We start from the raw sequence: 4,327 nt of genomic DNA, 5'->3' as shown, positions 1-4,327 counted from the left end.
TCGACCACGTCTTCGAGGTCGTCGGCAGGTCCGCCACCGCGCGCGCCGCCTACGACGCCACCCGGCGCGGCGGCACCCTCGTCGTGGTCGGCGCCGGAGCCATGGACGACTTCCTCCAGCTCAGCATGTTCGAGCTGTTCTTCGACGAGAAGCGCATCCTGCCGTCGCTGTACGGCGGCGGGGACGTGCTGCGCTCCTACGCGCGCACGATCGCCCTGTGGCGGGCCGGCCGCATCGACCTCGCGGGCCTGATCACCCACCGGGTGCCGTTCGCCGACATCAACGAGGCGCTGGACCAGATGCGCACCGGGACCGCCCTGCGCACCAGCATCGAGATCTGAGGGAGCCGCATGTCACTGCCACTGGCGGGCCTGTGCGCCCTCGTCACGGGCGCCGGGCGCGGGCTCGGCCGGGCCGAGGCCCTGGAACTCGCCCGGCTCGGCGCGGCGGTCGTCGTCAACGACTACGGGCAGCCCGGCCGGGACGGCAGCGGCGCCGCGTCGGCGGGACCCGCCGAGCAGGTCGCGGCGGAGATCCGGGCGGCCGGCGGCACCGCCGTACCGCACACCGGAGACGTCTCCGACTTCCAACAGGCCGGGGAGCTGGTCGCGTCGGCGATCGACCGGTTCGGCAAGCTGGACATCCTCGTCAACAACGCCGGCATCCTGCGCGACCGCATGGTCTTCTCCATGACGGAGGACGAGTGGGACGCGGTGATCCGTGTCCATCTCAAAGGCCACTTCAACACCACCCGCTTCGCCGCAGCGCACTGGCGGGAGCGGGCCAAGGCGGCCGGGGGAGCGGTGTACGGGCGGATCGTGAACACCTCCTCGGAGGCGTTCCTGGCCGGATCCGCCGGCCAGCCCAACTACGCGGCGGCCAAGGGCGGGATCGTCGGCCTGACCACCTCCACCGCCCTGGCCCTCGCCAAGTACGGCGTCACCGCCAACGTCATCTGCCCGCGCGCCCGGACCCGGATGACCGAGGACGTCTTCGCGGGCCTGCGGCAACCGGAGGAGGGCCTGGACCCGCTCGCGCCCGAGCATGTCGCCCCGCTCGTCGGCTACCTCGCCGCACCGGCCGCCGCCGGCGTCAACGGCCAGCTGCTCGTCGTCCACGGCGGCATGGTGGCGGTGATCGAACGGCCGCGGGTGCGGGCCCGGTTCGACAGCGAGCAGGAGACCTTCACCTACGACGAACTCGACGCGCTGCTCACCCCGCACTACGCGGACCGGCCGCCCGGGGAGACCTTCGCGGCGGCGGAGGTGCTGGGGCTCGGGCGGGGGAACAAGGCGAAGGGGGCGCCCGCCTAGCGGACACCCCCTCTTCTCCACTGCCGTCAGGCAGCCACCTCGACCCTCTCCTGGACCGGCTTGCGGTGCCGGCCGTGCGGAGTCGTATCGCTCTCCTGGGCCGCGACCGGGCCGCGGTGCCGGCCGTGGCCGGTGGTCTCGGAGCCGGCGGACAGCTGCTCAGTCGTGCTGGTGTCGCTCATCGGACGTATTCACCCCGTCAACCATGATCTTTTGTACAGCCGAGCGAGTGTAACCGGCACACCACGCACCGAATCCAGGCGCACACGCCAACCGGCACTAGTTCGTTACAAGACGTCCCAGAGGGGCCTGCTGCAAGGGCACGGGCCGCGCCACCGGCCTTACGGGGGGCTCCCGTTGGGCCACCGGCGCGACCGAGCCGGGCGCCGCGCCGGTCCCACCGGGTGTCGCATCCTTCCCGCCGTGCGCCGCCCCGCCCTCACCGGCCCCCGTGCCACCCGCACCGGGCGCCGCCCCGGCCCCGCCGTCCGGGGCGGTGCAGGGCGGGACCGCCAGGTCGGCCACGCCGCACGGTGTCGCCTGCGTCGCGTACGGCAGGCGCAGCACGCCCTCCCGCGTCCACACCCCGGCCCCCGCCAGCCAGCCCTCGGGCGCCGGAAGGTGCCGGACCCGGCGCTCGGCAGGCCGCCAGGTGCCCACCCAGGTGCCGAACGCGCCGTCGATCCGCAGGCCCACCGCGCAGTTCTCCGGCACCAGCACCTGCCCCGGCTGGATCGCGAACGGTGTCACCGCGCACTCCGGCACCCGCAGGCACTCCGGGAACCGCACCGGCAGCGTGCTGCCGAGCACGCCCCAGCCCAATCGTTCCTGCCCCGGGGAGGGCGCGTCGGAGGAGATCAGCAGCAGGCCGCTGTCCGGGTCGGCGAGCAGCAGCCGGTCGTCGCTGCCCTCCGTGATCTGCAGCAACGGCGACACCTCCCCGTGCTCCAGGTCCACCACCACCGTCTTGGTGCGCCCGCCCAGCTCCCGGTCGAGCGCGAGCAGCCGCCCGGTGCCGTCCAGCCAGACCCCGCCCGAGCAGCGCCCCGGTACCTCGGCGAGCCGTTCGGGGCCGGCCGGCCCGCCCGCCACCCGCCACACCACGCCGGAGCGCGGGCCGCCGGCGAGGGCGTACGCCCGTCCGCCCCCCGGCGCCGGTGGCAGCAGGGTGAGCCGGGTGCCGGGCTCGGGGCACTCCACCGCGCCCAGCGGCATCTCGCCGGTGCCGGGTCCGGTCGGGTACAGCAGCGCGAAGGCGTGCCGGTGCTCCGCCGGGCGGTGGATCAGCACCCGTCCGTCGCCCATCGGCTGCACCTCGGTGCCGGGCCGCTCCGGCCGGCTGCCGGGCAGCGGCACCGCGTACGGCTCGGGGCCGTCCAGGGTCCAGCGCTCCGGGAAGCAGGAGTCGCCGTCCCGCACGAGCCGGGCGGCGTACGCGCCGTCCGCCGTGATCGCGCAACCCGCTCCCGGTACGGCGTCGGCCCCGCCCGTGGACGGTGGTGTGGACGGTGGTTCGGTGGCACAGGCGGTCATCGTTCGGTCACCTCCGGCGACGAAGCTAGTTTTCGCACGCACAGGCGGGGGACCGCCTGTCCCGCGCTTTACACGTACGGGTGTCGCAGAAGCGATTCACCTGAGGAAACCGGGGCGTCCGTGCTGAGCGGGGGCAGACCGGACGCATGCGGTACGGCCGCGCCGGGCGGCCAGGTAGCCTTGGGCCGTGCCCCGTCTGTCTGAAGTCATCGCCGCGCTGGAGAACCTGTGGCCCGCCGAGCGGGCCGAGTCCTGGGACGCGGTCGGCACGGTGGTGGGCGACCCCGATCAGGAGGTCACCCGGGTCCTGTTCGCCGTCGACCCGGTCCAGGAGATCGTCGACGAGGCCGTCGAGCTCGGCGCCGACCTGCTCGTCACCCACCACCCGCTCTACCTGCGCGGGACGACCACGGTCGCGGCCACGCACTTCAAGGGCCGGGTCGTGCACACCCTCATCAAGCACGACATCGCGCTGCACGTCGCCCACACCAACGCGGACACCGCCGACCCGGGGGTCTCCGACGCCCTCGCCGGAGCCCTCGACCTGCGCGTCGTACGCCCCCTCGTGCCGGACCCCACCGACCCGCACGGGTGCCGTGGCCTCGGCCGGGTGTGCGAACTCGACCACCCCCTCACCGTCCGCGAACTGGCCGCCCGCGCCGCCGAACGGCTGCCGGCCACCGCGCAGGGCATCCGGGTGGCCGGCGACCCCGACGCCGTCGTCCGCACGGTCGCCGTCAGCGGCGGCTCCGGCGACAGCCTCTTCGACCAGGTCCGCGCGGCCGGCGTCGACGCCTTCCTCACCGCCGACCTGCGCCACCACCCGGCCTCCGAGGCGGTGGCCCACAGCCCCCTCGCGCTGCTCGACGCGGCGCACTGGGCCACCGAGTGGCCCTGGTGCGAGCTGGCCGCGAGCCAGCTCGACGAGATCTCCGACCGCCACGGCTGGGACCTGCGCGTGCACGTCTCCCGGACGGTCACCGACCCCTGGACCGCCCACGCGGCGTCCACCACCCCCTCTAGCTAACAGGAGCCCCCAACTGAACGCCGCGCCCGCCGACCAGATCCGCCTCCTCGACGTCCAGGCCCTCGACGTCCGCCTGCAGCAGCTCGCGCACAAGCGGAAGTCCCTGCCCGAGCACGCCGAGATCGAGTCGCTGAGGAAGGACCTCACGCAGCTGCGCGACCTGCTCGTGGCCGCGCAGACCGAGGAGGGCGACTGCGCCCGCGAGCAGACCAAGGCCGAGCAGGACGTCGACCAGGTGCGCCAGCGCGCCGCCCGCGACCAGCAGCGCCTGGACTCCGGCGCGGTCACCTCGCCCAAGGACCTGTCCAACCTCCAGCACGAGATCGCCTCCCTCGCCAAGCGGCAGGGCGACCTGGAGGACGTGGTCCTGGAGGTCATGGAGCGCCGCGAGGCCGCGCAGGAGCGGGTGGGCGAACTGACCGAGCGGGTCGCCTCCGTGCAGTCGAAGATCGAC

General features: G+C 74.3%; 6 protein-coding genes. 4 read left to right on the top strand and 2 right to left on the bottom strand.

All coding sequences use genetic code 11. The annotated features are described in order from the left end of the window. On the top strand, positions 1-341 hold a 341-nt coding region (locus IE312_RS42385; RefSeq protein ID WP_229900580.1), incomplete at its 5' end, for a zinc-binding dehydrogenase. Between the two features lie 9 nt (positions 342-350). Next, positions 351-1,313, top strand: a complete 963-nt coding sequence (locus IE312_RS29675; RefSeq protein WP_189985372.1) for a 3-oxoacyl-ACP reductase — start codon at positions 351-353, stop codon at positions 1,311-1,313. Positions 1,314-1,339: 26 nt separating this feature from the next. Here IE312_RS29675 and IE312_RS29670 read toward each other — a convergent pair whose 3' ends face one another. Together IE312_RS29670 and IE312_RS29665 are read right to left on the bottom strand one after the other, a co-directional pair. Next, entirely contained in the window at positions 1,340-1,495 is a 156-nt protein-coding gene (locus IE312_RS29670; protein ID WP_189985371.1) for a hypothetical protein, read from the bottom strand. Between the two features lie 97 nt (positions 1,496-1,592). Further along, a complete protein-coding gene (locus IE312_RS29665) occupies positions 1,593-2,846 on the bottom strand; it encodes a hypothetical protein (RefSeq protein WP_189985370.1) in 1,254 nt (417 codons plus the stop codon). Between the two features lie 187 nt (positions 2,847-3,033). Between IE312_RS29665 and IE312_RS29660 the strand changes: the two genes are divergently transcribed. Next, positions 3,034-3,873 (top strand): Nif3-like dinuclear metal center hexameric protein, encoded by an 840-nt coding sequence (locus tag IE312_RS29660; protein ID WP_189985369.1) that lies wholly within the window; start codon positions 3,034-3,036, stop codon positions 3,871-3,873. 13 nt (positions 3,874-3,886) lie between these two features. Beyond that, positions 3,887-4,327 (top strand): zinc ribbon domain-containing protein (locus tag IE312_RS42380; protein ID WP_440862373.1); only part of this gene is annotated, 441 nt, incomplete at its 3' end.

This window comes from Streptomyces capoamus, from assembly GCF_014654935.1.
Lineage (GTDB): Bacteria > Actinomycetota > Actinomycetes > Streptomycetales > Streptomycetaceae > Streptomyces > Streptomyces capoamus.
The sequence above is the reverse complement of the archived record's forward strand: the minus strand, read 5'-3'. Positions and strand labels throughout refer to the sequence as shown.